At 73.8% G+C, this 23,933-nt stretch carries 21 protein-coding genes; 11 read left to right on the top strand and 10 right to left on the bottom strand.

From position 1 onward, the window contains the following. Window positions 1-32: 32 nt before the first annotated feature. Window positions 33-1,985 (bottom strand): ricin-type beta-trefoil lectin domain protein, encoded by a 1,953-nt coding sequence (locus ACFVU9_RS20380; protein WP_387595112.1) that lies wholly within the window; start codon window positions 1,983-1,985, stop codon window positions 33-35. Between the two features lie 292 nt (window positions 1,986-2,277). Between ACFVU9_RS20380 and ACFVU9_RS20385 the strand changes: the two genes are divergently transcribed. Next, complete coding sequence (locus tag ACFVU9_RS20385) at window positions 2,278-2,793, top strand: GNAT family N-acetyltransferase (RefSeq protein ID WP_387595115.1); 516 nt, start codon at window positions 2,278-2,280, stop codon at window positions 2,791-2,793. A gap of 9 nt (window positions 2,794-2,802) precedes the next feature. Here the strand turns inward: ACFVU9_RS20385 and ACFVU9_RS20390 are convergent, their stop codons facing one another. From ACFVU9_RS20390 to ACFVU9_RS20400, 3 genes are all read right to left on the bottom strand, one after another. Further along, window positions 2,803-3,387, bottom strand: coding sequence for a hypothetical protein (locus tag ACFVU9_RS20390; protein ID WP_387595118.1), 585 nt, complete (start codon window positions 3,385-3,387; stop codon window positions 2,803-2,805). Further along, the gene (locus tag ACFVU9_RS20395; protein ID WP_387595121.1) at window positions 3,365-4,210 is read right to left on the bottom strand and encodes a hypothetical protein; all 846 of its coding nucleotides are present in this window, start codon (window positions 4,208-4,210) and stop codon (window positions 3,365-3,367) included. The genes ACFVU9_RS20390 and ACFVU9_RS20395 overlap by 23 nt, the downstream gene beginning before the upstream one ends. 469 nt (window positions 4,211-4,679) lie before the next feature. After that, complete coding sequence (locus ACFVU9_RS20400; protein ID WP_387595124.1) at window positions 4,680-7,844, bottom strand: amidohydrolase family protein; 3,165 nt, start codon at window positions 7,842-7,844, stop codon at window positions 4,680-4,682. A gap of 357 nt (window positions 7,845-8,201) precedes the next feature. Here ACFVU9_RS20400 and ACFVU9_RS20405 point away from each other — a divergent pair, with 357 nt between their 5' ends. Further along, window positions 8,202-9,227 (top strand): NAD-dependent epimerase/dehydratase family protein, encoded by a 1,026-nt coding sequence (locus tag ACFVU9_RS20405; protein ID WP_380448011.1) that lies wholly within the window; start codon window positions 8,202-8,204, stop codon window positions 9,225-9,227. Here ACFVU9_RS20405 and ACFVU9_RS20410 read toward each other — a convergent pair whose 3' ends face one another. Beyond that, complete coding sequence (locus tag ACFVU9_RS20410; RefSeq protein ID WP_380509986.1) at window positions 9,228-10,541, bottom strand: DNA-binding protein; 1,314 nt, start codon at window positions 10,539-10,541, stop codon at window positions 9,228-9,230. A gap of 326 nt (window positions 10,542-10,867) precedes the next feature. Here ACFVU9_RS20410 and ACFVU9_RS20415 point away from each other — a divergent pair, with 326 nt between their 5' ends. The 5 genes from ACFVU9_RS20415 to ACFVU9_RS20435 all read left to right on the top strand — a co-directional run bounded on the left by ACFVU9_RS20415 (window position 10,868) and on the right by ACFVU9_RS20435 (window position 13,789). Then, window positions 10,868-11,245 carry a hypothetical protein gene (locus tag ACFVU9_RS20415; RefSeq protein WP_380448015.1) on the top strand — a complete coding sequence of 126 codons (378 nt, stop codon included), beginning with the start codon at window positions 10,868-10,870 and terminating at the stop codon, window positions 11,243-11,245. After that, on the top strand, window positions 11,242-11,445 hold the full coding sequence (locus ACFVU9_RS20420) for a hypothetical protein (protein WP_380448017.1): 204 nt from the start codon (window positions 11,242-11,244) through the stop codon (window positions 11,443-11,445). The genes ACFVU9_RS20415 and ACFVU9_RS20420 overlap by 4 nt, the downstream gene beginning before the upstream one ends. A gap of 224 nt (window positions 11,446-11,669) precedes the next feature. Continuing rightward, window positions 11,670-12,791, top strand: a complete 1,122-nt coding sequence (locus ACFVU9_RS20425; RefSeq protein WP_380448019.1) for a radical SAM protein — start codon at window positions 11,670-11,672, stop codon at window positions 12,789-12,791. Continuing rightward, window positions 12,788-12,919: a hypothetical protein gene (locus ACFVU9_RS20430; protein ID WP_380448021.1), complete on the top strand. Its 132-nt coding sequence runs from the start codon at window positions 12,788-12,790 to the stop codon at window positions 12,917-12,919. Before ACFVU9_RS20425 ends, ACFVU9_RS20430 begins: the two co-directional genes overlap by 4 nt. A gap of 60 nt (window positions 12,920-12,979) precedes the next feature. Then, window positions 12,980-13,789: an aminoglycoside phosphotransferase gene (locus ACFVU9_RS20435; protein ID WP_380448023.1), complete on the top strand. Its 810-nt coding sequence runs from the start codon at window positions 12,980-12,982 to the stop codon at window positions 13,787-13,789. Between the two features lie 252 nt (window positions 13,790-14,041). Here the strand turns inward: ACFVU9_RS20435 and ACFVU9_RS20440 are convergent, their stop codons facing one another. Next, on the bottom strand, window positions 14,042-14,392 hold the full coding sequence (locus tag ACFVU9_RS20440) for a hypothetical protein (RefSeq protein ID WP_380498085.1): 351 nt from the start codon (window positions 14,390-14,392) through the stop codon (window positions 14,042-14,044). Between the two features lie 160 nt (window positions 14,393-14,552). On the opposite strand from ACFVU9_RS20440, the gene ACFVU9_RS20445 reads away from it, so the two are divergent. Beyond that, a complete protein-coding gene (locus ACFVU9_RS20445) occupies window positions 14,553-15,368 on the top strand; it encodes an SDR family NAD(P)-dependent oxidoreductase (RefSeq protein WP_387595131.1) in 816 nt (271 codons plus the stop codon). 69 nt (window positions 15,369-15,437) lie between these two features. Here ACFVU9_RS20445 and ACFVU9_RS20450 read toward each other — a convergent pair whose 3' ends face one another. The 4 genes from ACFVU9_RS20450 to ACFVU9_RS20465 all read right to left on the bottom strand — a co-directional run bounded on the left by ACFVU9_RS20450 (window position 15,438) and on the right by ACFVU9_RS20465 (window position 19,171). Beyond that, the gene (locus ACFVU9_RS20450; protein WP_387595134.1) at window positions 15,438-16,514 is read right to left on the bottom strand and encodes a BTAD domain-containing putative transcriptional regulator; all 1,077 of its coding nucleotides are present in this window, start codon (window positions 16,512-16,514) and stop codon (window positions 15,438-15,440) included. Between the two features lie 173 nt (window positions 16,515-16,687). Beyond that, on the bottom strand, window positions 16,688-17,920 hold the full coding sequence (locus ACFVU9_RS20455; RefSeq protein WP_380508326.1) for a beta-ketoacyl-[acyl-carrier-protein] synthase family protein: 1,233 nt from the start codon (window positions 17,918-17,920) through the stop codon (window positions 16,688-16,690). After that, window positions 17,917-18,294: an acyl carrier protein gene (locus ACFVU9_RS20460; protein ID WP_387595137.1), complete on the bottom strand. Its 378-nt coding sequence runs from the start codon at window positions 18,292-18,294 to the stop codon at window positions 17,917-17,919. Before ACFVU9_RS20460 ends, ACFVU9_RS20455 begins: the two co-directional genes overlap by 4 nt. 58 nt (window positions 18,295-18,352) lie before the next feature. Further along, the gene (locus tag ACFVU9_RS20465; RefSeq protein WP_380508331.1) at window positions 18,353-19,171 is read right to left on the bottom strand and encodes a class I SAM-dependent methyltransferase; all 819 of its coding nucleotides are present in this window, start codon (window positions 19,169-19,171) and stop codon (window positions 18,353-18,355) included. Window positions 19,172-19,513: 342 nt separating this feature from the next. On the opposite strand from ACFVU9_RS20465, the gene ACFVU9_RS20470 reads away from it, so the two are divergent. The 3 genes from ACFVU9_RS20470 (at window position 19,514) to ACFVU9_RS20480 (ending at window position 23,856) form a co-directional block, all read left to right on the top strand. After that, window positions 19,514-21,001: a hypothetical protein gene (locus ACFVU9_RS20470; protein WP_387595140.1), complete on the top strand. Its 1,488-nt coding sequence runs from the start codon at window positions 19,514-19,516 to the stop codon at window positions 20,999-21,001. Beyond that, window positions 20,992-22,452, top strand: a complete 1,461-nt coding sequence (locus tag ACFVU9_RS20475) for a hypothetical protein (RefSeq protein ID WP_387595143.1) — start codon at window positions 20,992-20,994, stop codon at window positions 22,450-22,452. The genes ACFVU9_RS20470 and ACFVU9_RS20475 overlap by 10 nt, the downstream gene beginning before the upstream one ends. Before the next feature lie 183 nt (window positions 22,453-22,635). Further along, window positions 22,636-23,856, top strand: a complete 1,221-nt coding sequence (locus ACFVU9_RS20480) for a 4-hydroxybenzoate 3-monooxygenase (protein ID WP_380498079.1) — start codon at window positions 22,636-22,638, stop codon at window positions 23,854-23,856. Window positions 23,857-23,933 lie beyond the last annotated feature (77 nt).

Raw genomic sequence — 23,933 nt, forward strand, 5'->3', positions numbered from 1 at the left:
CATTCGCTGCCCGCCCCGCCGCCGTCCGCGCTTTAGGCGCCGGACACGAACTTCTCGTTGCCCGCGCCGGGGACGCAGTCGAACAGGATGATCCGGTTGTTGTTGTCCCAGACCGGGCCCGCGCCCGCCACGTTGAGGCAGCGGCCGCTGGCCGGGTTGAGGAACTGGCCGTCGGCGGTCACCCGGAACGTCTCGTTGGCCGCGCCGGGCACGCACTGCCACAGGATGATCGGCGTGCTGTTGTCCCAGGTCGGACCGGCACCGGAGACGTTGAGGCAGCGGTTGCTCGCGGGGTTGACCAGCTGGCCCGAGGCGGTGAGCTGGAACTGCTCGTTGGCCTGGCCCGCGGCGCAGTCCCACAGCACGATCGCGTTGCCGTTGTCCCAGGGGCCCGCGCCCCAGACGTTGAGGCAGCGGTTGCTGGCCGGGTTGAGCATCGCGCCGGTCGGGCCGGCGGTCTGCTTGTCGGCGGAGGCGAGGGCGAACGTCTCGTTGGCCTGGCCGGCGACGCACTGCCACAGGATCATCGGCGTGCTGTTGGCCCAGGTCGGGCCCGCGCCGGAGACGTTGAGGCAGCGGTCACTGGCCGGGTTGTACAGCTGGCCCGAGGCGGTCAGCTGGAACGTCTCGTTGCCGGCGCCCGGGACGCAGTCCCACAGGATGATCGGGTTGCCGTTCGCCCACGGGCCCGCGCCCGCCACGTTGAGGCACTGGCCGTTGGCCGTGGTGCGCAGCTGGCCCGAGGCGGTCAGCTGGTACGCCTCGTTGCCGGCGCCCGGGACGCAGTCGAACAGGATGATCGGGTTGGCGTTCGTCCACGGGCCCGCGCCGGACACGTTGACGCAGCGTCCGCTGCCCGGGTTGACGAGCTGGTAGGCGCGGTTGACCAGGCCGCCGATCCAGGAGGCGAGGTCGTCGACGCGGGCCTCGGAGGCACCGGTGCGGGTCTCGGCGGGGTCGGTGCCCAGGCAGCCGCCCTGCCAGGCGCGGCTGGTGACGGCGGCGACCGCCGGCTTGCCGTTCTCGGTGCGCAGCGCCGGGGCGCCGGAGTCGCCCTTGCAGACGGTGTCGGCCGCGGTCTTGGCGGTGAGGTCGGTGCCGGCGGCCGAGACCGCGGAGACGGTGAGCGCGGCGCTGTGCGGCGCGTTCGGCACCCAGGCGCTCGCGGTGCGGCCGAAGCCGGCGACGGTCAGGTCCTCACCGGCCGTCGGCGCGGCGGTGGAGACGGCGATCGGGGTGACGTCGTAGACCGGCGCGGCCAGGCGGGCCATCACCAGGTCGCGGTCGGCGCGCGGGGCGAACTCGGTGACCTCGACCGTGTGGCCGCCGACCGTGGCGGTGGTGCGGGTGCGCGGCAGACCGGTCGGGGCGGTGGTGGGGTCGGCCGGGTTGCCGGCGACGCAGGCGGCCGCCGACAGCACCCACTGCGGGGCGACCAGGGTCGCGGTGCAGGCGCGCGAGCCGGGGTGACCGGCCTGGCCGACCGTCAGCGTCCCGACCGCCGGGTAGGTGCCGGCGGGGGCCGTTGCGGCGGGCCCGTCGGTGGCGTTGAGCTCCAGCAGCGTGGTCGAGCCGCTGGTGCCGCCCTCGCCGACCGGCGTCCAGTCGTTCTTGTTGACGGCCACGCTCGTGACCGTGCCCGCCGTGTTCAGCGTGGCCTTGATCGTGTGGTCGTCGCCGCGGATGTTGTAGACCTGCGGGATCTCCAGCGACAGGTACCCGGTGGACCCGGTGATCCTGAAACAGACCTCACTGGGGTTGGCCGCCCGGCTGTACAGCTGCACCAGGCCCGGCCCCGAGGCGCAGTCGGCGAGCACGATGTGCCCGTCGCCCGCCTTGAGGGTCACGTTGTGGTCCGCCAGGACCTTCGCGGCGCCCGGGTAGGAGTAGTCCTCCACCACCGCCGGTGCGACGGCATCCGCAGCCGATGCCGTCACCGCCGGAACCGACCCGGCGATCACCGGTATCGCCACCATCAGGCCCATGGGCCAGGCCAGTCTTCGAATTCCGCGTATGACGCGATTCCCGTGCACAAACTCTCCCGAAAAGGACATGCCCAGGGAGGTGCCAACACCCCCCAGAGCCGGCAAAGAAAAGACCAGCCGGACGGTATCGGTTCACATCCGTGCACGTCAAAGAGTAAATCCGCACCCGGGCGGCACATCTGACACCGCTTTGCACAAAAACTCCAGGATGTGTCCCGGTCTCCGGAAAACACCGCCGGACGCCCGCCGATCATCCCGGTGAACTCCGCGCCCGGCTGCCATCCTGACGGTCATGGACCCCGTCACCGCCGTCCTCGCCCGCACCTGGCCCGTCACCCTGCGCACCCCCCGCCTCCTGCTGCGCCCGGTCGCCCCCGGGGACGCCCCGGTCATGGGCGAGCTGCTGACCGACCCGCAGGTCCGCGCCTTCCTGGGCGGCCCCGCCTGCGCCGAACGGGTCGAAGCCCGGCGGCGCGAATACCCGGCGAAACCGGGCGCGTGGGCGGTCGCGCCCGCGGCCGGCGGCGCGGCGATCGGCCTGGTCACCCTGGCCGCCGACTACCGCCGCGAGGGCCGGGCCGAGGTCTCCTACCAGCTGCTGCCCGCCGCCTGGGGCAGCGGCCTCGGCCGGGAGGCGGTCGCCGCCGCCCTCGCCTGGTGGGCGCGGACGGTGCCGGACGGCACCCCGGTGATCGCCGTCACCCAGCGGGCCAACCACCGCTCCCGCCGCCTCCTGGCGGCGCTGGGCCTGCAACTCGCCGACACCTTCGTGGAGTTCGGCGAACCCCAGTGCCTCTACACGACCTGACCGCGCCCCTCAGGCACCGGCCGGCGGCCCGGTGCACGGGTGCAGGACGACACCGCCGCGCAGCCGCACCCCGCCGGGCAGGTCGAAGCTCGCCCGCCGGTCCGCCACGGTGATCCGCTCGACGGCGACGGTCGCCCCGGCCGTGCAGCGCCCGGCGCGCACGGCCGCCAGTTTCCCCGCGCGCACCACGGCGATGAGCCCTTCGAGGTCGAAGACCACCTCGATGTCCACCCGGAGGGTGCCGACCGGCTGGTCGTCGACGAAGACCTTCACCGTGGGGTGGTGGACCGAGCGGACCCGGTGGTCCAGCAGGGCGACGACCTCCTCGCTGCCGGGCACCTCGCAGGTGCGCCGCGCCGCCTCGGTGAGCTTCGTGTAGGTGAGCCAGCCGCCCGCCAGGAGGTCGATCATGTCCAGCCCCAGGAAGCCGTGGACGACACTCTCGGCCTCCTGCCCGGCCGCGTGGGACAGCGGCCTGGTCAGGCCCTCCAGGGCACTGAGCGCTCCCTGCCGGCGGAGGGTGTCGGCGAACGGCTCCACCGCCCCCAGGAACGTCGCCAGCGAGTACGGGTCATCCGTCGCGACGATCGTCATCGTGCAGCTCCTCGAAGCTCGGCGGAAGGCGTCGGCCCGGTTTCGGCTCCAGCCGGACGCTGTGCCCGGCTGCGTCACCCCCGCCGCCGTGCTCGGTCAGCCCGGTCTCGGGGTTCCCCCATGTGCCCGGCGCGGCCGTCACGCGGGCCGTCACGGGGGGCGGCCGCAGGCGGTGGCGCAGCGTGAGAGCCGTCGTGGCGGCGAGGACGGCAGCGCCGAGGACGATCCAGAGCCAGGTCCAGTGGTGCGGGTGCGGGTGCGGGTTTGGCGTGGTGGTGGTGACGACGAGCGGGAGGACCTGGGCCACCGCGTGCGTGTCCGTGCACTCCTCCACGATGGAGTGGGGGCCCGGGGAGACGGTGGGCGGGAGGGTGACGAGCCCGGTGAACCGCCCGGAGCCGTCGGCCTGGATCGGGTGCGAGGTCGGCCCGTTGTCCAGGGCCAGGACGAGGCTGGGGCAGGCGCTGGCCCGGCCCGAGACGCGTACGACCGCGCCCGGTGAGGCGGTCACCGCCCGCAGGGGGGACGGCGTCGGTGCCGGTGCCAGGGCGCGGAAGTGCGCGTCGGCCGTGATCCCCGGGACGGACGCGCAGGACGCCCGCACGGTGTGGTCACCGACAGTGGCGTCCGGCGGCACGGTGATGCGGGTGGCGAGGTGCCCGTCGGCGTCGGGCGTGCCGGAGACGGGCGGCGCGCCGGTGTCCCAGGCCAGGGCGACGGCGTCGCCCGCCGGGCAGGCGAAGCCCGTCCCGGACACGGTCGTGGCGGAGCCCGGCGCGCCCTGGCCCGGATCCGCCGCCAGGGTGGCCGGTGCAACGGTCACCGCGTCGTCCCGCGAGACGTCCCCGCATGTCGCCGTGACCCTGTGTTCGACGTCTGCGGCATCCGAGGGCACCGGGAACGTGCCGGAGGCGCTCCCGTCATTGCCGATCGGGAAGTGCGTGATGCCGGGCCGCTCGTCCCACATCACTTCGACGGTGGAGCCGGGCGGGCACGTGCCGTACCCGGACACCGTCACCCGAACGGTCCCCAGCCGCGGCGCCCGGGACGGTCTCAGTGTGATGGTCGGCTTCTGCGCGGCCGACGTCGATGGCGACGGCGACGGCGAGGGCGACGGCGAGGGCGAGGGGGAAGGCGACGGTGAAGGCGAGGGCGATATGGCGAGGGACACGGCGGTCAGCAGCACGGCAACGCCGACCGACACCGCCTTCACCGCCGACTCCGTCCTCCGGCCCCCGACGCCTGGCCCCCGGTCATTCTCACCGCCGCGCCGTTCGCATGCATCCCGCGCGTCACAGCGCGCAGCAGCCCTCCCGCCGCAGCGCCTCGCCGACCGCGAGCCAGTCCACGCCCCCGGGCGCCGCGACAGCCGGCCGCCGCGCCCCCTGCCCGCCGCCGCCGTCCACCAGCTCCGAGGGCCGGTACACCACCCCGTCGCGCATCACCCACGCCGTGCGCACCAGGTCCGCGAAGTCGTGCAGCGGATCCCCGTCCACCACCAGCAGGTCCGCCAGCTTGCCCTCCTCCACCGTGCCGAGGTCCTCCGCCACGCCCCACAGCCGCGCCGGCGCGGCCGTCGCCGTGCGCAGCGCCTGGGCCGGCGACAGCCCCGCGTAGCGGTGCAGCGCCCGCAGCCCCAGGTGCACCTGCAGACCGACCGGGGTGAGCGGCGCGTCGGTGCCCAGCGCCAGCGCCCCGCCGTCGTCCAGGATCCGCCGGTAGACGGCCATCTCCCGCTGCAGGGCGCGCAGTTGGTCCGGCGTGGGCGCGATCCTCGCCTGTTGGCGCACCACCGCCGCGTCCCACGGCGGCATCAGCGCCGTCACCCGGGGATCCTCGGCCAGCGACGGGTCCGCGCCCACCAGGCAGAACGCCGAGAACGGCGTGATGATGATCGCGAAGTCCCCGCCCCGGTAGATCTCGTGGACGTCCTGGTAGCTGCGCCCGGTCGGCGAGGACACCCGCCCGTACTCCTGGCGCTGGGTGGCCTGCAGGTGCGTCGTCAGGTCCTGCCCCACCTGCACCCCGGGCGTCAGCAGGTGGCTGCCCGAGGGCACCCCGAGCTCGTGCGCCGCCCGCGCCGCCTCGGCCATCGTCGAAGCCGGCGCCCGCACGTACGTCTTGACGAAGTCGTACTCCAGCGCCGCCGCCCGCTCCATGCTGCGCCGCACCCCCTCGGCGGTGCGGTGGGCGCGGCCCATGCTGTAGGCGACGCGGGTGCCGTCGTGCAGCTCGCCGGTGCTCAGGAACCGCGGCCCGGCCATCTCCCCGGCGTCGACGGACTCGCGCAGGCGCGCCTGCTCGTAGGCGAAGCCGCCCAGCGAGGCGGTGCCGGTCACCCCGTAGGCGAGGTTCAGGCGCAACTGCCGCCCGCCGTAGGTGTTCTGGTACGGGTGGGTGTGGGAGTCCCACAGGCCCGGCAGCACGGTGCAGCCGGTGGCGTCGACCAGCCGCTCCCCGGCGCGGCGCGCGCCCCGGCGGTGCGGCTCGACGGAGGTGACGCGGTTGCCGGTGACGACGATGTCGACGTCCTCGCGCACCTCCTCGCCGGTGCCGTCCCACAGCCGCCCGGCGTGGATGCGGGTGACGTCCGAGCGCGCCGGCAGGCTGCGGGCGGTGCGCAGCGTGAGCGCGACGGTGCTCGCGCCGCCCCCGTCGCGCCCGATCAGCCGCAGCCGCCGGCCCGACAGGTACAGCAGCCGCTGGGAGTCGCCCGACCAGGACGGGTGGTCGGCCGCCTCGTCGGTCAGCCGCCGCGCCTCGCCCGCGGGTGTGCCGTCCGCGCCCACCGGCAGCACCCACAGCGCCGAGTCCACGACCAGCGCCAGGTGCCCGCCGTCCGGCGACCACACCGGGCCGCTGTCGCACCGGTCGGCCACCGAGGTGTCCGGCAGCGGCAGGTAGGCCCTCGCGCTGCCGTCGCGGGTGTCGATCACGCGCACCACGTTGTAGCCCTCGCGGAAGCGGTGGTTGAGCCGGTTGCGGTCGCACAGCGCGACGTAGCGCCCGTCCGGCGACCAACTCGGGCGCCCCGGCAGGCCGTTGCCGCCCAGCGGCGCCGCCGGCCTCGTCTCGGCGCCGGTCGCGAGGTCGACGATCAGCAGGGTGCCGGTGACGTCCTGACAGGCCAGGCGGGTGCCGTCGGGCGACAGCGCCGGGTTGAACCGCCCGCCGCGCGCCACGACCGTGTCCGCCCCGCTGTCCAGCACCAGCCGGTGTACGGCCCCCAGACCGTCGCCGCCCGCGTCGCCGTTCGCGGGGCCGTCGTACACGTACACCACGCTGCGCCCGTCGCGGCTCCAGGAGGGCATCTGCACGTAGTGGGCGGGGGAGGCCTGGAAGAGCTTGCGGGGCCGTCCGCCGATCGGCGCCAGCCACAGGGCGTTGAGCGCGCAGAAGACGACGGAGCGGCCGTCGGGGGAGAGCGCGGGCAGGTGGACGCCGCGCACGTCGCGCTCGTCGGTGGAGGCGAAGTCGCGCGCCTTGCGGCGGTAGCGGGGCCGCGGCACCTCCAGGCGGGCGGTGAACGGGATCTCCTTCGCGCCGTCCAGGGCGGGGGAGCGCTCGGTGAGGCGGCCGTCGGAGAAGTGGACGAGCCCGCCCTCGGGCGTCCAGGACGGCGGCAGCGGCGCGACGTCCTCGGTGCCGGAGACCACCGTGCCGTCGACGGCCAGCGACGAGCTCGCGACCTGGTAGGGGGCCGAGACCTCGCCGAACCACACGTACGCCACGCGGCCGTCGCGCGCGACGGCCGGGCAGGCGACGGTGCCGCTGTCCACGGTGCGCTGCACGCTCACCGGGCCGCCGGCGGCGGGGACGGCGGCGATGGTGCGCGCGCCGGCGGCGTCGGCGCGCACGAACAGGATCCGGTCGCCGTCCGGGTGCCAGGCGGGGTCGTAGTCCTCGGCGTCGGCCCGGTCGGTCAGGCGGGCCAGCCGTCCGGTGGCGACCTCCACCGTCCAGATGTCGTACGAGCTGCCGGTCACCGCGTCGCCGCCGCGCTCGGAGGAGAACGCGAGGAAACGGCCGTCGGGGGACCACGAGACGCCGCGGTCGTCCCACGGACCGGAGGTCAGCTGCCGCAGGTCCGACCCGTCGGGGGCCATCGTCCACAGGTGGAAGCCGCCGCCCTGGTAGGCGCAGAACGCGAGCGCCGAGCCGTCGGGCGACCACGCCGGGCGGGTCGGCTCCAGCCCGGGGGCGGTGAGCGCGCTCGCCTCGCCGCCGCCGCGCGCCAGCGCCCACAGGACGCCCTGGACCTCGATGACCAGGCGCTGCCCGTCGGGGGAGAGGGCGGCGCAGGCGTTGGTGCCCGCGGTGAACGCCAGCGTCCGCGACCGGCGGCCCTCCTCGGCGTCCCCCGCCGCGACGGCGGGCGGTGCGAGGGGCCCGAGCGCGGCCCCGGCGCCCGCGAGCGCGGCCGCCCCGATGAACCCCCGCCGACTGACGTTCGACACGTTCTCTCCCTCGTCGCACCCGAACGGACGGAGCCCCGACGTTACCCGCCCGACTGTTGACGTATCGTCAAAACCTGTGTCACCGCAGACATTTAACGTCCCATGGCGGGGATAGCATGAAGAAATTTAGATGTAAAGGATAAAAAATTATGATGCTGCCCCTCCTTGAACGAGGAGGGGCAGCATCCAAAGGCGGACAAGCAGCACAAGAGAACACGGGGGAGACGGCGGTGCCCCCTTGGCACGCCAAGGGGGCACCGCAAGCAAAAGCATCACCTGGTCACTCCGGCAGGGCCGGGCGGCGTCTCCAGTGACGAGGTGGCGGTAACCGGCCTCTGCCCGGCAGGATCAGTGACCATGCGAATCCTGGTGATGGGTGGAACCTGGTTCCTGGGTCGGGCTGTGGTGGCGGATGCCCTGGCCCGAGGATGGAGCGTATCGACGTTCAACCGCGGCCTGTCGGGTGATGACATCCAGGGAGTGCACACCATCCACGGCGACCGCACGAATACTGATGATCTCAACCATCTTGCGGAGCAGGGACCCTGGGACGCTGTGGTGGACACCTCGGCGTCCGAACTTCCCCCGAGCACTGTCCTCAAGGGAGCTCGAACACTGGAGCCCGTCAGCGGCTCGTACGTCTACGTCTCCACAGTGAGTGTCTATGCCGGATGGCCCGATCTACCGCTGCGGGTCGGCGACGCGCTACTGGACGGGCCCCCTGACGCCGACAAGGACTACGGACGGAATCCAGAAGGCTGGAAGGGGCCGAACCTCCACTACGGCCGGCAGAAGGCCGGCTGCGAGCGCGCGGTGCTTGCGGCTTTCGGTGAGGCCCGGGCATGTTTCCTTCGGCCGGGTGTGATCCTCGGGCCGGGAGAGTACGTCGGTCGCCTTCCTTGGTGGCTGAGCCGTACGCAGCGAGGTGGCGCGATCCTGGCTCCCGCACCCAGCGGTCAACCGATTCAGCCGGTCGACGTACGCGACGTCGCGACGTTCGCACTGGACCGGGCCGCGGCAGCGACGGGCGGCACCTACAACGTGGCCCACCCGGACGCCATCACCTTTGCCGAGTTCCTCGAAACGTGCCGGAACGTGACCGGCGGCTCCGGTCACCCGGTGTGGGTGGAACCGGAGGTGCTGCTGGAAAACGGGGTGAAGGAGTGGACGGAGCTGCCGCTGTGGCGGACCAATGCCGGGGTCTGGGCGGTGGACGCCGGCAGCGCGGTGGAGGCCGGGCTGCGCTGCCGGCCCCTGCGGGAGACCATCGCGGACACGTGGGCGTGGTGGCAGGCTGACGGACGCCCCGTGGACCACCCGCGCTGGGCCGACCACGGGATCGACCTGGACAAGGAAGCGACGATCCTGGCTTCGCTGAGCTGATCAGCCTTCAACGGCAAGCGGTCCCGCGCCGAGCTGGTGCGGGGCCGATTGCCGGGCAAAGTCCTCGATCCTCTCACCCAACTCGACAGCGAGCGTGGCCTGCGCGTACTGGCCGTCGGTGAGCCCGCGTCGCACCCGCGTCGCACGGGCCAGAAGCCCGGTGGCACGTTGCTCTGCCGGCACCGTCCACATCGCTTCAAGAGCCTGCGCCGCGCCGTCGAGGTCACCTCGCAGAAGCCGAGCGGCGGCCAGGTCCGCACCAGCGCCACCCATCACGCGGGCTGAGCGGGCGGCTGAGCACCTCGCACGTGCGAGATCCAAGGCCTGAGCCGCGAATGCCTCGGCCCGGCCTCCGTCGCCGATGAGCAGACAGGTGGAGGCGTTCGACATCGCCGCACGCTCCACGGTGAACCCGAACTCGCCGCCCACATCGTCGTGAAGATCATCCCTGCGCCCACTTCCGTCCGCCACGGAAGCATCCAGAGCCCTCTGCGCGGAGACTGCATCTCCCAGGTGCCCGAAGGCGCGGGCCTCGATGGCCGCCAGCCTGCGCTGCGCCACGTCGCCCAGGCCGTTGAACCCCTGCGCTGCGCGCGCGAGCCGTGCGGCCTCGGCCGGCCGACCCGAGAAGTAGGCGATGTACGCAAGCGTGCCGCCGGCGAACGCCCGCAGCGGATCGAACCGGGCCGCTTCCCCGTACAGTGCGGCCGATCGCGAAAGCCGCCTCGCTCCATCGAGCGAACCGAGATCGAAGGCAGCGGTTGCCAGAAGCGCGCAGGCCTGCCCGGCAATGATCAGCAGCTCCTGCTGCTGGGCGGGGACCTGGGTGCGGTCGCGGTTGGCCTCGGCCAGCTCCCGCATCTCCTTCGCCTTCTGGAAGACGACATAGGTCGGTGTGGTGACGTAGCCGCGCGCCAACGTGGCCACGTCGTCGCGTAGCTGGTCAAGCGCGATGTCGGAAACGGACGCGGCCGCGGCTGCGCCGGCCTCGTTCTGGGCGTCCCGTGCAGTCATGTCGATCTCGTCTTCCAGGTTGAACGCGGGTGCGGGTAGATCCGAGGGAGGCGGATCGAACAACGTCGCAGCATCGATGCCGAGCATGTACTCCAAGACCCGGCAAGTGTCCGGTCCTGGCAGTGTCTTGACCCTGCCGGAGGTCCAGCGGCGGAACTGGGCCTCGGACACCGTGAGATTCCGGGCGCCATCGTCAAGGCATTCGGACGCCGCACGCCGGAAGTGCCGTTCGAAGTCGACGTATCGCCAGCGGCGTTGGTCCACCAGGATCTTGAGCAGTGTGTGAGTGGTCGCTCGCATCTCGGTTCCTTTGAACGCCCGGCGTCGGGCACCGGGCCAACTCCCTCACCCCAGAGGACCTTCCCAACATCACCCGACGCAACCCCATTCCGCCACGCGATACCCGGATGCCACCTTGGTGCCATGTCGGTCACCCGGAAGAGTGCCAGGTGATACCTGCCGCGTGATGGTGATGACATGCCGTTTGCGCCGACCCTTGGTCAGCAGCCAGGCGTTGGCCGAAGTTCACGGCTCACCTGTCGTGGCCGCATCCCCTCACGCTTAGCCGTTGCGCGTCCCGGCTTCACGCCTCCGCTGTCAACGGCCCGTCCATCCTGGGAGTTCATATGCCCAGCAGCACCGCCACGGGGCAGTGCTCGACCCTCATCCCTCAAGGGATCGGCGAGGCCCGGCGCTTCAAGGCCGTGGTCTACCTCTCCAAGACCGGTACCGCCTTTCCCGAACTGGAAATGCAGAGTTGTGAGGAGTACGCGCAGGAGTTCGGCTGGGGCATCGCCTTGACCGTGGTGGACGAGGAGGTGGAGAAGTCCCCGGACCGACGGCGGATGCTCCAGGCCGCCTTGCAGAAGATCACGGACGGGGAGGCCGACGCGATCCTGGTGCCGAGCAAGGCGGCCATTTCGCCCATCGAGGGTGAGTACAACGAGTTCGCCGCACGAGTCGAGAAGGCCGCAGGGTTCGTTCAGGTGGCAGCCCGACGATGACCGGCCGGTACACGATCATCCCCGCCGACACCCTCAACGGGGCCTCGTACCCGGTTTGGGTCGTTCGCGACCACAAGACCGGCACGCTGGTGAAGGCGCTGCCGCCGGCCGACTCGCCGCTGCGCTTCTACTCGTACCACCGCGCCCGTACATGGGTGGCGCGGAACGAACGGTCCTGCCCGGACATGGAGCACGCGTGATGTCCGCGGTCCTTCCTCCGTGTCGCTACGAGATCCGCCTGATCGACTCGCGCAGTCCGCACTTCCTCCTGCTGGAGTGCTGGGGGATCTGGGACCGCGAACAGCACCAGTACGTGCGTGTACCGGGCTCCTCGGAGCGGATCAGGCGCTTCTACACCATGTCGGCTGCTGAGGCATGCCTGCGCAACTCCCTTACCAGTCAGTGAACAACGGAGGAGATCACGTTGCACGACCTCGTCGCGAGTCCGTTCCTCGACAACTTCGTTGTGCTGCTGCCGGGCCGGCTGGAGGGCATCCGGCTGCCCGAACGACGGTTCCGGGAGCTGGAGCGCGCCCGTGACTCCGGGGCCGGTCTGCCGTTCTGGCTCGCGGACGCCGCCCGCGCCCGCTGGGGCATCAAGCCGACGATCCGACCGGCCGGCGAAGCCGTGCTGATCCGCGACGCCCCGGTGTACGGGCACAGCCGCGGGAGCTGGGAGATCAACCTCGGCTGCGACCTCGACTGCCAGCACTGCTACCTCGGGGAGAAGCGGTTCGCGGGCCTGGACGACAAGGGCAAGCGCCGCCTGCTGCTGACTCTGCGGGACGCCGGGATCCTGTGGCTCCAGATCACCGGAGGCGAGGCGCTGATCGACCCGCATTTCGCCGCCTCCAGCCGGCTCGCGCACGACCTGGGAATGATGATCGAGGTACTGACGAACGGTACGCGGCTGTCGAACCCCGCCACCCTGGAAGCGCTTGCCGCATGCAGGCCGTACAGGGTCACCGTCTCCCTCTACGGGGCCACCGTGGAGACGTACGACTCGTTCACCCGGCGCCGGGGCGCCTTCAAGCGGGTCACGCGCGGCCTGGCTGCCGGGATCGAGGCCGGCCTGCCACTGAAGCTGACGCTGATCGTCACCGCGCAGAACGCGCACGAGCACGACCGAATGCGCGGACTGGCAGCCGAACTCGGGCTCCCCTATGAGGAGTACACCCACATGTCGCCGACGATCTACGGCGGCGCCGAATCGCTGGCGTCCCAATCGCCCGCTCACCTGAAGCCGCTCGAACGGTTCACAGGATGCAACGCGGGACACACGTTCCTGCACGTCGACCCGCACGGACGGGCTTCGATCTGCAAGGTCGGCCGCGATGAGCAGATCGACCTCCTGGCCGAGGGAGTCCAGGGCCTCGCCCGGCTCGGCGGAATCGCCGACCGCCTCATGCTTCGCACCGGTGGGTGCTCCGGCTGCCTGCTCTCCGGCAACTGCTCGGTTTGCCGGCCGCTGGCCAAGCGCTACCAGGAAGCGAAGGCACCACTGAACACCTACTGCCGGCACGGACAGAAAGGAAGTGCAGCATGACCGCTGTCGTGGTCGAGATGACCGCCACCCGGTCCAACAGCGAGGAGGAGCTGGAGTTCATCGACGACATGGAGGTCCACGGGGCCGAGGCCCTCCCCGGGTGCGGCGACGACAACCCGTACAACTGAATCACCCGTGAGGCCCGGCGTGTTGCCGGGCCTCACGGCCTTTTCTGGGAGCCTGTACCCATGCCGACCACCCGCATCCACTGGGGCGACCTACCCGCCGCTGTTCACAAGGCTGTTGAGATCGAACTGGGAACCCCGGTCCTCTCCGCCGTAACCGTCGGATCCGGCCGGAACTCCGAGATTGCCGTCAAACTCACCACCGCCGAGGGCAACGCCTTCGTCAAGGGAATGCAGCAGAGCCACCGGTGGGCGTGGACGCAGCGGCGAGAGGTGGCGATCAGCCCGTTCCTCGAAGGCCTAGCCCCCAAGCTGCTGTGGCACCTGGAGGCCCACGGTTGGAGCCTCATCGCCTTCGAACACGTCAAGGCCCCCCATGCCGACTACCGGGCGGCCGGAGACTTGGAACTGATGGTCGACTCCCTCAGCCGGCTCGTCTCTACCCCATGCCCTCCGATCGAGCTCCGTCGTGCCGAACAGCGATGGGCCGCCTTCGTGGACGACCCCGAAATGCTGTCCCGATTCGCCGGCGCCTCCCTGCTGCACACCGACCTGAACAACGAGAACGTCCTGATCCGAGGAGACCGCGCGCTCCTGGTCGACTGGGCGTGGGCCACATGCGGAGCACCGTGGATCGACCCGGCTCTCTGGGTGATCTGGCTGATCGCCGCAGGCGGCCACAGCCCGGCCGAGGCAGAGGCGTGGGCCGCCAGGGTCCCGGGATGGACGACCGTCGATCCGAAAGTGCTGGACGTCTTCGCGCAGGCGCAGTCCCGCATGTGGGCCGACATCGCCGGAGACGATCCGGACTCGTGGACCGCCGGGCTGAATCAGGCGGCTCGGCAGTGGGCCTGCTACCGGAAACGTCACTGATGCTCGCGAAGCCGGCACCCGCCCGGGCCCTGGCCGACCGGCTCATGGTCGTCCCGCCGAAGGACCTGAACCCACAGGCCCCGGCCACCGGCCGCTACAGCAGTGCCATCGCCACGGTGGCGGGCGAGAACCGGGTCTCCCACCCCGACCTGGCGGTGGCCCTGCTCGACCAGACCGACGCGCCCACCCACCACCGTGTGCAGTGGGCCGTCTCCCACCGCCCCACCCGGCACGGCGCCCCGGGCGGATCGGTCAGTCGATCTCCACGTGGTAGACCGTGCAGTCCGGCAGGTCCCCGCCGTCGTCCTGGCCGAAGCGGTGGGAGCCGGTCTGGCCGTGGCACTCGTAGTCGAACAGGCCCGAGTTGTGCCCCGACTGCCAGTGCCGCACCCCGTACGCCTTCGCGTACGACTCGCCGGAGTTCGCCCAGCACGTCCACTTGCCGCCCCCGTCGCGGGCGGCGAAGAACTGGGCCGGGCCGTCGCACGGCCACGCGTCCGTCCGCACGGAGGACGGCTGGGCGGCGGCCGGCGCCGCCAGGGCGACCAGCGGGGCCGCGCCCGCGACGGCCAGGGCGACGACGGCGTGCAGGAACCTGCGCATGAGTGGTTCTCCCTCGCGTTCCAGATGCTGGTGAGCGGCCCCCGTCGGGCCGCTCACCAGCACCCTAGGAACCGGCGGGCCCCACCGGTCCCTGACACCTGTCAGGAGCACGGCCATGATTGACTGGCCGTCAACAGCAGGGCCGGACAAGGGGCGGACAATGACCGACGACCAGCGCGTGTACATCGTGACCGGCGGCGGGACCGGCATCGGCGCCGCCACCACCCGCCTGCTGCGCGCCGCAGGCCACCACGTGGTCGTCTCCGGCCGCCGCCCCGAACCGCTGCACCGCATCGCCGAGGAGACCGGCGCCCTCGCCCACCCCGCCGACACCGGCGACCCGGCCGCCGCCGACACCCTCGTGGACGCCGCCCTGGCCGCCCACGGGCGCCTCGACGGACTCGTGCTCAACGCCGGCACCGGCGTCGGCGGCGCCGTCGGCGACCTCACCCCGGAGAGCTGGGAGGCCGTGATGCGCACCAACGTCACCGGCCCCTTCCTGCTCCAGCGCGCCGCCCTGCCGCACCTGCTGGAGGCCCGCGGCGCCGTCGTCGCGGTCGCCTCCGTCTCCGCACTGCGCAACGGCCGCGGCGACGCCGCCTACGCCACCTCCAAGGCCGCCCTCCTCCAGCTGTGCCGCTCCCTGGCCGTCGACTACGGCGGCCGCGGCCTGCGCGCCAACATCGTCTGCCCCAGCTGGATCCGCACCGACATGGCCGACCGCCGGATGACCCGCTTCGCCGCCGAGAGCGGCCTCGACACCCTCGACGAGGCCTACCGCGCCGCCACCCGCCTGCTGCCCGCCGCCCGCCCCGGCACCCCGCAGGAGGCCGCCGAAGCCATCACCTGGCTCCTGTCGCCCGCCGCCTCCTTCGTCAACGGCGCCGTCCTCACCGTCGACGGCGGCGGCACGGCCGTCGACCCCGGCACCCTCGCCTTCGACTTCCACATCGAACCCCGCGCGCCGCGCCCCTGACCGGCAGCCGGACGGGGAGAGGCGCGGCCGCACCGGCGCCCCGGCCGGACGGGGCGCCGGGCCGGGCGGTCACGGCGCGGGGGCCGGGACGTCGCCGTGGAGGATCATGCGGTGGACGCGGCGGAGGTCCTGGCCGGGGTGGACGGCGAGGTCGTCGCGCAGGCGGCGGCGGGTGCGGTCGAAGACGGCGAGGGCGTCGGCCTGGCGGCCGCCCAGGTAGAGGGCGTGCATCAGCATCGCGGCGACCGGCTCGTTGAGGGGCTGGGCCTCGGCGAGGGCGGACAGTTCGGCGACGGCCTCGCGGTGGCGGCCCAGCCGCAGCTGCCAGCCGAGTTTGCGCTGGGCCAGGGCGGTGCGGTGCTCGGTGAGCCGCAGGCGTTCTTGTTCGGCGAGCGGGCCGGGCTGGCCGGCCAGGGGCTCGCCGCGGAACAGGTCCAGGGCCAGGGCGCACAGGCGGACGGCCTCGGGCAGGTCGCCCGCGCGTTCGGCGGTGCCGGCCGCGGCCCGGAGGTCCTCCATGCGGGCGACGTCCACGGCCACCGTGCCGGGCACCAGCCGGTAGCCGTCGCGGTCGCTGGCGATCACCGCGTGCGGTCCCCCGCCCGTGCGCAGGGCCTTGCGCAGGCGGTAGACGTAAACGGGCACGACCTTGGTGCCGGGCGGCTCCTCGCCCCAGACGCCGTCGACGAGTTCACGCTGGCTGACGGCACGGCCCGGGCGCAGCGCGAGCGCGGTCAGGACGGCCTGCTGGCGCAGGTGCCCGAGGTCGAGGGGGCGGCCGTCGTGCCAGGCCCGCAGCGGTCCGAGCAGCGAGATCCGCAGCGGCGGTCCGGGGGTGCGGCGGGTGCCGTCCGCGGGCGTGGGCCCGGTGGTGCGGCGGCGCGGGCCGTGGCCGGGGGAGACCAGGCCGGAGTCGAAGGCGTGGACGACGGCGGCGGTGCGGTCGGGCAGGCCGAGCCTGGCGAGGAGGCGGGCGAGGAGCCCGGCCACGGCGCGCGGCGGGATGGCGAGGGCGGCGGCGATCTCGTCGTCCTTCAGGCCGCAGCCGACGGCGTAGAGCAGGTCGCGTTCGCGCGGCCCGAGCGCGGCGTCGGCCGGGCGGGCGGTGATCGTGGTGGTGCTGGGTGGCGGCGTGGTGATCGGCATCGTGGCCCCCGGACACTGGATGGCTCTCTGCGGTGGACGCCGTCGATGCTGGTCCGGCCGCCGGGCCGGGGACAGGCCAAGCCACCGGCCATATCCGGCCGGTGACGGGTGGCCGGTCCCCCGTCCCCCGTCCCCCGTCACCGGCCGCCCGCCGCGCCCGCCGCCCCCCCCGCTCACGGGGCGCCGAACACCACCACCGAGTTCTGGCCGCCGAAGCCGAAGTTCTGCTTCACGGCGACGTTGATCGGGGCGGACCGGCCGGTGAGCGGCGTGTAGTCGAGGTCGCAGTCGGGGTCGGGGTGCTCCAGGTTCGCCGTCGGCGGCACGTACTTGTCGCGGATGGCGAGCAGCACGCCGACGCTCTCCAGGACCCCGCACGCGCCGCAGGCGTGCCCGATGACGGACTTGGGCGCGGTGATCGCCAGGTTCCGGGCGTGCGGACCGAAGGCGCGCTTGAGGGCGGCGGTCTCGGCCCGGTCGTTGAGCGGGGTCGACGTGCCGTGCGCGCTGACGAGGTCCACGGCGTCGGCCCCGACCCCGGCGTCGGCCAGGGCGAGGGTGATCGCCCGGGCCGCGATCGCGCCGTCCGGCCGGGGGGCCAGGGCGTGGTGGGCGTCGCAGGTGGTGGCGGCGCCGAGGACCTCCCCGTGAACGGTGGCGCCGCGGCGCAGCGCCGAGCGCTCCGACTCCAGGACGAGGACCGCGGCGCCTTCGGCGGGCACCATGCCGTCCCGGTCGCGGTCGAAGGGGCGGGACGCGGCGGCGGCCTCGGCCGCGGGCCGCCGGGAGAGGGCGTCCAGGAGGGAGAAGGAGGCCAGGCACGGCAGGTCGAGCCAGCTCTCCACGCCGCCGACCAGGACGACGTCGGCGGTGCCGTCGCGCACCGCGCGCAGGCCGGCGCCGATGGCGTCGGTGGAGGACGCGCAGGCGGTGGAGATGGTGAGCACCGGGCCGGTGATGTCCAGTTCCTGGGCGACGAGCCCGGCGGCCTGGTTGGGCAGCAGGCGCAGCAGGCCGAGCCGGTCCATGCGCGACCAGCCCTCCCTGCGCAGGACCGTCACCTGCCGGGCGGCCTCGTCGAGCCCGCCGCCGCCGGTGCCGACGTACAGGGCGCCCGGTGGCGTGTGCAGGCGCGCGTCCGCCCGGGCTTTGACGGCGGCGGCGAACAGCAGTTGCTGGAAGCGGGAGGTGCGACGCACCTGCGGGGCGCTCAGGTAGTCCCGGGGGTCGAAGCCTGTGACGACGCCGCCGACCCGGCAGGGCAGCGGTTGTTCGAGGTCCAGCGCCGAGACCGCGGACTTCCCGGCGGCCAGGGCGGCCCACAGCTCCTCGGGGGTGGGGCCCGCGCACGACTCGACGCCGATCCCGGTGACCAGGACGCGGTGGCGCACCGCCCGGGGCGTCACAGCGTCTCCGGCAGCGCGCCGCCCGCCGCGCCGCTTACCGCGCCGGCCCGGGCACCGCCCGCCGCGCCGCCCGCCGCGCCGCTTACCGCGCCGGCCCGGGCACCGCCCGCCGCGCCGCCCAGCGCGTCGACCACGTCGCCGACGGTCTGCAGGTCGCCGATCCGGATACCGGTGTCCGCGAGCTCGACACCGAATTCCCGCTCCAGGACGACGAGCAGTTCCAGAGCTTCCATGGAATCGAGGCCGAGAACCGGACGGCCGGGTTCACCGGCGTAGAACAAGGCCGATTCCCGGGTGATGGAACCCGGGTTTTCGCCCAGGTCCGGGCGGATCTCGGAAATCGCCCGGACGACCACGGGCAGCACCTCGGTCATGATGAATTCCCTTCGTGATTCCGCTGGGTTCGTGGGGTGTTTTCAGGGACGGGGTGTTTCAGGGATGGATCGCGGAGAAATACACGCAGCGCCGCGTGATCGTGAAAGGCGTGCGCTCGTACTGCTGCTCCAGCGCCTCGGCGAGCAGGCCGGCGGCGGTGTCCCGCTCGATCCCGGGCAGTGCGGCGGCGGCGAACATCGGGGTCGAGCACAGGGCGGTGAGGAACTCCCGGCCGAGGGTGAACTCGCGTTCGGTGCGCTCCACGCCGGTGAAGCCGGCCGCGGCGAGGGCGGCCTGGTAGTCCCCGGCGGTGCGCCGCAGCCCCGGCGGGCGGCCGGTGACGGCGGCGGTGCGGGCCGGTGTCAGGCCGCGGGCCCGGGCGGCGCGGCGGGCCGCGCCGACCAGCTCGGCGTACAGCGGAAGGTCGGCGGCGCTCTCCGCGCCCGCGTAGAAGGCCGAGTTGAACACGAGGCGCCCGCCGGCGGCCAGCACCCGCCCGATCGCGGTGAGCGCCTCGCCGAGGTCCGGGACGAGGTGGATGCAGTTGGCGAGCACGGCGGTGTCGAAGCCGCCGGCCGGGAACAGCCCGGCGACGGCGGCCGCGTCGCCCTCGACGAAGCGGGCCCGGTGGCCCAGGCGGGTGCGCGCCGCGTCGAGCAGGGCCGGGTCGGGGTCGACACCGGTCAGGGCGACGGCCGGGTCGCGCAGCAGCAGTTGCTCGCTCACCGCGCCGTCCCCGCAGCCGACGTCCAGGACGGCCTGCCCGGCGCCGACCGGGACGAGGTCGAGCAGCGCGCGGTTCAGCCCGGCGTACGCCGGGTCGCGGCGCAGGGCGGCGTAGTCCGTGGAAGGCCCGCTGTCCGTTCGTGTGCTCATCAATTGACTCCCCGTGAATTCGGCGTCCCTCGCGACGTGCTTCCCGCGTTCTTTCCGGAATTGTTTCCGGCACGTTTCCGGTGCGCTCCCGGTGTGCCGTGAAGCCCGGTGAACGGCGCCGACGCTAGCAATGGCCGCGGCCGTCGACAAGCGATTCCCGGCCGCCCGGCCGTCCCCGGGCCGCCCGGCCAGCGGAAATGTTTTCGTTTCATCCCCGCTTCATCGCCGCCGGATAGCTTCGGCGGCCCGCACGGAAAAGATCCCCGCATCCTGGCCCCGGAAGTCCGGGGGCTCTGCATTCGAGGCGCCGTCAGCACCGCGGGCGTCACAAGGAGAGCGTCAGTGGAATTCACAGAACTGGGCGACCGCACGACGCCCGCCGGCCGGCTGGTGTTCTGGACGCCGGCCGCCCCCGCCTCGGCCTGGGCCGACGACCCGCGGGCGCCCGCACTCGTCCACGAGCACCACGTCCGCGCGGCCGCCGCCCGCGGCGCGCGGCAGGTGGACCCGGCGTGGATCGGCGTGTCCTTCCGCGTCGGCCCCACCGGCCGCGAGCGCCTGGCCCACGCCCTCGCCGCCTGGCTGCGCGCCCACGAGCACCTGCGCAGCCACCTGCTGCCCACCCCCGGCGGCTGCGCGCGCCGCACGCTGCCCGCGGGCGCGGTCGGGCTGCGCCGCGAGGAGATCGGGGTGTTCGCCGACGGTGCGTCGGTGCGCCGGCAGATCGAGGCGTTCTTCGACCGCGTCGGCCCGCTGGCCTGGCCGCAGGTGCTCTTCGCGACGGTCGAGGACGTGACGGCCGGGGACGTGACGGCCGGGGACGTGACGGCCGGGGACGTGACGGCCCCGGGCGGGGTGACGGTGTTCGCGGGCGCCGACCACGGCGTCGCGGACGGCTTGACGCTCGCCATGGTCCCCGGTCAGATCCGCGACCTGCTGGCCGGCGGCGCCGGGCACCCGGCGGGCCCGACCTTCCTCGACTTCGGCGCCGCGGAGCCGGCCCTGGCCGAGCGGCTGCCCATGCGTCCCGAACACGTCGACCGCTGGCGGGCGTTGCTGCGCGGCGACGCCGGAGCGGCCCCCGCCTTCCCGCTGCCGCTGGGCGCCGGCGACGCCCCGCACGCGCAGCGCAGCACCGGGCGCTGGCTGCTCGACGCGCCGACGGCCGCCCGCTTCGCCGCCGCCTGCCGCGCGGGCGGCGGCACCACGTCCGCGGGGCTGCTGTCCTGCCTCGCCCTCGCCGCGGCGAGGGTCGCGGGCACCCGGCAGCTGTCCGCGGTGGCGCTCGCCAACACCCGCCCCGACCCGTGGCGGGCGGCGCCGGGCTGGTTCGTGGGCCTGCAGCCGGTCCGCATCCCCACCGCCCCGGGGGCGACCTTCGCGGACACGCTCGGGCACGCCGCCGCCGAACTGCGCCGCCACCGCCCGGGCCCGGGCAGCTCGCTCGCGCACGTGCGCCGGATGCTGGGCCGGGACGTCCGCCTCCGGTTCGTCGTCTCGTACCTCGACGTGCGCCGGGTCGACGGCACCCCGCCCGAGCAGGAGGACCGGATGCTGCGCAGCCGCGTCCACAGCCCCGGAGAGGTGCACGTATGGCTGACCAGGAGCGAGCGGGGCGTGCACCTGACGACGCGCTTTCCCGACACGGCCGTGGCGCGCACGAACGTCGCCCGCTTCGAGCGGGCCGTCGCACGGATCGCCGCCCGGACGGCCCTCGCCTCCCGCACCGCGACCGCCCCCGCCGCCGCCCCCGCCGCCGTCCCCGTCCCCGTCCCCGTCCTCGTCCCCGCTTCCGCCCACTGCCCGGAGGAGATGCTGCCGTGCGGATGACCCAGATCCTCGACTGGCGGCCCGCGCCCGGGGAGGTGGTCGAGTTCCTCCCGGTCGCCGACCGCGCCCCCGAGCCGCACGACGTACCGCCCTCCGGCTTCCAGCGCGCCCACCTCGGGATGGCCGCCGCCCGCCGCGCCACCGGGCAGCGGCAGTCGCCCTGGGTGGCCCTGGCCTTCGACCTGCCCGGCCGGGCCGACCCCGAGGCGCTCGCCGGCGCCTGGCAGGAACTCGTGCGCCGGCACGAGGCCTACCGCGCCTGGTACGAGCCGCGCGGCGACGGCCTGGCGGGCTTCCGCCTGCCGCCGCAGGCCCTCACCGTGCGCCCGGTGCGCGTCGGCACCTTCGCCACCACCGCGGACCTGCGCGACCACCTGCACCGCCGGATCGACGAGCACACCGCGCCCGGCCGCCCCGGCCCGGGCCTGCTCGCCGGCGTCGTCCTGCGGGGGACCAGGTCCACCGTCTACGCCGCGATCGACCACGCCTACACCGACGGCCACTCCATGGCCCTGCTCTTCGACGAGCTGCGCACCCACTACGCCGCCCGCGCCACCGCGGCCACCACCGGACCCACCCCGGCGGCCGCGGCCGCCACCGGACCCACCCCGGCCACCACGCCGGCCGGCCCGGACGAGGCCGTCGGCTACCTGGAGTACAACCGCCGCGAGCACGAACGCTCCCTCGCCCTGACCCCCGACGCCCCCGAACTCGCCCTCTGGTCCGCCTTCCTGGCCGCCGGCGACGACGGATCCGCCACCGCCTCCGGCGGCTTCCGGGCCCTGTCCGGCTTCCCCGTCGACCTGGGCACCGACGGCCACGCGCTCGTGCCCGGCGTCCGCCTGCACTACCCGGTGCTCACCGGCGCCCAGGCCGAGGCGTTCCGGGCCTTCTGCGCCCGCCACGGCGGCGGGTTCGCCGCCGGCGCCTTCGCCGCGCTCGCGCTCGCGCAGCGGGAGTTCACCGGCAACGACGTCTACCGCGTGCTGACGGCCGTGTCGACCAGGGCCTACCCGCGGCTGCTGCCCGTGCATGGCTGGCTGGTGAACTTCGGCCCGCTGCTCTTCCGGCTGCCCGCCGCGCCGGACCTCGCCGCGGCGGTCCCCGCCGCCCAGCAGGGCTTCCAGCGCGCCCGCGCCGCCGGCGACGTGCCGCTGCACCGGGCGCTGGACCTGCTCCCCGGTACGGCGCTGCCCGTCATCCCGCCGATGGTCTCCTACCTGGACGGCCGCGCCGCGCCCGGCTCCCGCGACTTCCTGCGCACCGACGCCACACTGCTGACCGGCCCGGACGGCGCGGCGGGCGTCTCGATGTGGTTCAACTGGTTCCGCGACCGGGCCGACCTCGTGGTCACCGTGCCGGACACCCCGCAGGCCGTCCAGGGCGTGCCGAAGTACCTCGACCGCGTCCGGGAGATCATCCTCACCGCCGCCACCCGCCCGGCCCCCTGACACGCCCGGCGGGTCGGCCCGGGCATCCCGTGCCGGCCCGCCCCACTTCGTCACGCTCGGTGGCGACGGAAGCCCCCTCCTGGGGCGACCGTCGCCACCGCGACCACGGACCGTCATTCCCCTCACCGTTTCGAGTGATTCCGGGCCTGCGCTGTATCCACGGGTGATTAAGATCCACTTTCCGTGACCGAAAGTCAGAACACCCGCACGGCCCGGGAGAAGGCCGACGTCGTCGTCCTCGGCGCCGGACCCGCCGGGCTCACCCTCGCCAACCTCCTCCACGCCCGCGGCATCGACTGCGTCGTCCTGGAACGCGCCGACCGCGCCCACGTCGAGACCCGCGCCCGCGCCGGCTTCCTCGCCGCCAACACCGTGCGCACCCTCGACCGCCACGGCCTCGCCGACGGCCTGCACCGGCGCGGACAGCCCCACGGCACCTGCGAGTTCCGCACCGACGGCGGCAGCTTCCGCCTCGACTACGCCGGCCTCGGCCGCCGCGAGGCCCACACCGTCTACCCCCAGCAGGACCTGGTCACCGACCTGCTCGCGCACTACCTGGCCGCCGGCGGACGCATCCGCTTCACCACCGAGGCCCTCACCGTCCACGACGCCCACGGCCCCCGCCCCACCGTCGCCGCCCGCGACACCGGCGCCGGCACCGACGGTGAGACCGTCCACTGGCAGGCCCGCTACGTCGCCGGCTGCGACGGCCGCCACGGCGCCGCCCGCCGCTCACTGCCCCCCGGCACCCCCCGCCATCACCGCGACCACGGCATCTCCTGGCTCGGCCTGCTCGCCCAGGCCCCGCCCAGCCTCGACGCCGTCGGCTACGCCGTCCACCGCCGCGGCTTCGCCGGCCACATGGCCCGCACCCCCGACGTCACCCGCTACTACCTCCAGTGCGAACGCGGCACCGACCCCCACGCCTGGTCCGACGAACGCGTCTGGGACGAACTCGACACCCGCATGCGCAGCGCCGACCACCACCCCCTGCACCGCGGCCCGATCATCCAGCGCACCGTCATCGACCTCGAATCCGACGTCATCCAACCGCTGCGCCACGGCTCGCTCCTCCTGGCCGGCGACGCCGCCAGCCTGCCCGCCCCCGCCGCCGCCAAGGGCGCCAACCTCGCCGTCCTGGAAGCCGAACTCCTCGCCGACGCCCTCACCGACACCCTCGCCCACGGCGACACCGGCGCCCTCGACCGCTACTCGAGGACCAGCCTGACCCACATATGGCGCGCCCAGGAGTTCTCGCACTGGATGATCCAGCTCCTGCACGCCCCGCCCGGACCGGACGGCGAATCGTTCTTCCACGAATCCATGCGGCGCTCACGCCTCGACTCGCTGCGCACCTCCCGCGCCTTCCAGGACTGGTTCGCCGAGAGCTACGTCGGCATCTGAGCCCACCACGGCCGCACCACAGCCGCACCACCCGCACGACCGCATCCGCACGACCACACCCTCACGAGCACCGAACC

The organism is Kitasatospora sp. NPDC057936 (genome assembly GCF_042887525.1).
Taxonomy (GTDB): Bacteria; Actinomycetota; Actinomycetes; order Streptomycetales; family Streptomycetaceae; genus Kitasatospora.

What these genes read in the sequence shown, in the direction of transcription:
- ACFVU9_RS20405 (WP_380448011.1), top strand. Translation starts at nt 8,202, where the DNA reads ATGCGAATCCTGGTGATGGGTGGAACCTGGTTCCTGGGTCGGGCTGTG.
- ACFVU9_RS20385 (WP_387595115.1), top strand. Translation starts at nt 2,278, where the DNA reads ATGGACCCCGTCACCGCCGTCCTCGCCCGCACCTGGCCCGTCACCCTG.
- ACFVU9_RS20415 (WP_380448015.1), top strand. Translation starts at nt 10,868, where the DNA reads ATGCCCAGCAGCACCGCCACGGGGCAGTGCTCGACCCTCATCCCTCAA.
- ACFVU9_RS20430 (WP_380448021.1), top strand. Translation starts at nt 12,788, where the DNA reads ATGACCGCTGTCGTGGTCGAGATGACCGCCACCCGGTCCAACAGCGAG.
- ACFVU9_RS20445 (WP_387595131.1), top strand. Translation starts at nt 14,553, where the DNA reads ATGACCGACGACCAGCGCGTGTACATCGTGACCGGCGGCGGGACCGGC.
- ACFVU9_RS20435 (WP_380448023.1), top strand. Translation starts at nt 12,980, where the DNA reads ATGCCGACCACCCGCATCCACTGGGGCGACCTACCCGCCGCTGTTCAC.
- ACFVU9_RS20420 (WP_380448017.1), top strand. Translation starts at nt 11,242, where the DNA reads ATGACCGGCCGGTACACGATCATCCCCGCCGACACCCTCAACGGGGCC.
- ACFVU9_RS20450 (WP_387595134.1), bottom strand. Translation starts at nt 16,514, where the DNA reads ATGCCGATCACCACGCCGCCACCCAGCACCACCACGATCACCGCCCGC.
- ACFVU9_RS20390 (WP_387595118.1), bottom strand. Translation starts at nt 3,387, where the DNA reads ATGACGATCGTCGCGACGGATGACCCGTACTCGCTGGCGACGTTCCTG.
- ACFVU9_RS20465 (WP_380508331.1), bottom strand. Translation starts at nt 19,171, where the DNA reads ATGAGCACACGAACGGACAGCGGGCCTTCCACGGACTACGCCGCCCTG.
- ACFVU9_RS20380 (WP_387595112.1), bottom strand. Translation starts at nt 1,985, where the DNA reads ATGGGCCTGATGGTGGCGATACCGGTGATCGCCGGGTCGGTTCCGGCG.
- ACFVU9_RS20440 (WP_380498085.1), bottom strand. Translation starts at nt 14,392, where the DNA reads ATGCGCAGGTTCCTGCACGCCGTCGTCGCCCTGGCCGTCGCGGGCGCG.
- ACFVU9_RS20410 (WP_380509986.1), bottom strand. Translation starts at nt 10,541, where the DNA reads ATGCGAGCGACCACTCACACACTGCTCAAGATCCTGGTGGACCAACGC.
- ACFVU9_RS20460 (WP_387595137.1), bottom strand. Translation starts at nt 18,294, where the DNA reads ATGACCGAGGTGCTGCCCGTGGTCGTCCGGGCGATTTCCGAGATCCGC.